The sequence below is a fragment of the Polynucleobacter sp. IMCC 29146 genome (assembly GCF_021395195.1).
Taxonomy (GTDB): domain Bacteria; phylum Pseudomonadota; class Gammaproteobacteria; order Burkholderiales; family Burkholderiaceae; genus Polynucleobacter.
On the sequence record NZ_JAJVCR010000031.1, the window covers coordinates 1 to 807 of the forward strand.

An 807-nucleotide genomic window follows, 5' to 3' on the forward strand; every position below is an offset into this window, starting at 1 on the left:
GAGGGTGTCCCATATTTTGTGTAAACGGGGTTCGTTTACTACAGAGGGATTCTCTCCTCATACTTAATACTAAACTGATTTAATGCACCCTTCCAATCTCTGATGGGCATACTCCACTTTTGGCTGATATTGCGTAGGGCCAGATAAAACAATTTCATTAAAGCTTCATCACTGGGGAATGATCCCCGGTTCTTGGTAATTTTCCGTAAACTCATATTGACTGACTCAATGGCGTTGGTGGTGTAAATCACTTTACGGATCTCGGGCGAGTAGTCAAAGAAGGGGGTGAGGCGCTGCCAGTTTCTTCTCCAGCTTTGACCAATGGAAGGATAGTCTTTGTCCCATTTGAGTTCAAACTCCCTTAACTGCTGCTCTGCTTGCTCTACTGTGCCGCTGGCATAAATGGCCTTGAGGTCAGTAGCGACATCTTTACGGAACTTCCAAGAGACATAGTTCAGGCTATAGCGCACCATATGCACAATACACAGTTGTACGGTGGTGTATGGATAGATAGCCTCAATTGCCTCTGGAAACCCTTTTAAGCCATCAACGCAGGCGATGAAGATATCTTGTACGCCCCGGTTCTTGAGTTCGGTAACCACTTGTAGCCAGAACTTCGCCCCTTCGGTTTGTGCAATCCATAAACCCAGTACGTCTTTTTGGCCGGTCATCGTAATGCCAATCGCTAGGTAGACCGCTTTGGCTTTAACCACACCCGAGTCTCTGACTTTGACATGGATACAGTCTAGGTAAATGATGGGGTAAAGCGTATCTAAAGGTCTAGCTTGCCACGCTTTAACTTCTTCG

1 protein-coding gene is annotated in these 807 nt (G+C 46.2%); it reads right to left on the minus strand.

Annotated elements, in window-relative coordinates; genetic code table 11:
* Positions 1-38: 38 nt before the first annotated feature.
* Positions 39-807, minus strand: a 769-nt coding sequence (locus tag LZT22_RS12655; protein WP_233925662.1) for an IS256 family transposase, incomplete at its 5' end; no start/stop codon positions are given.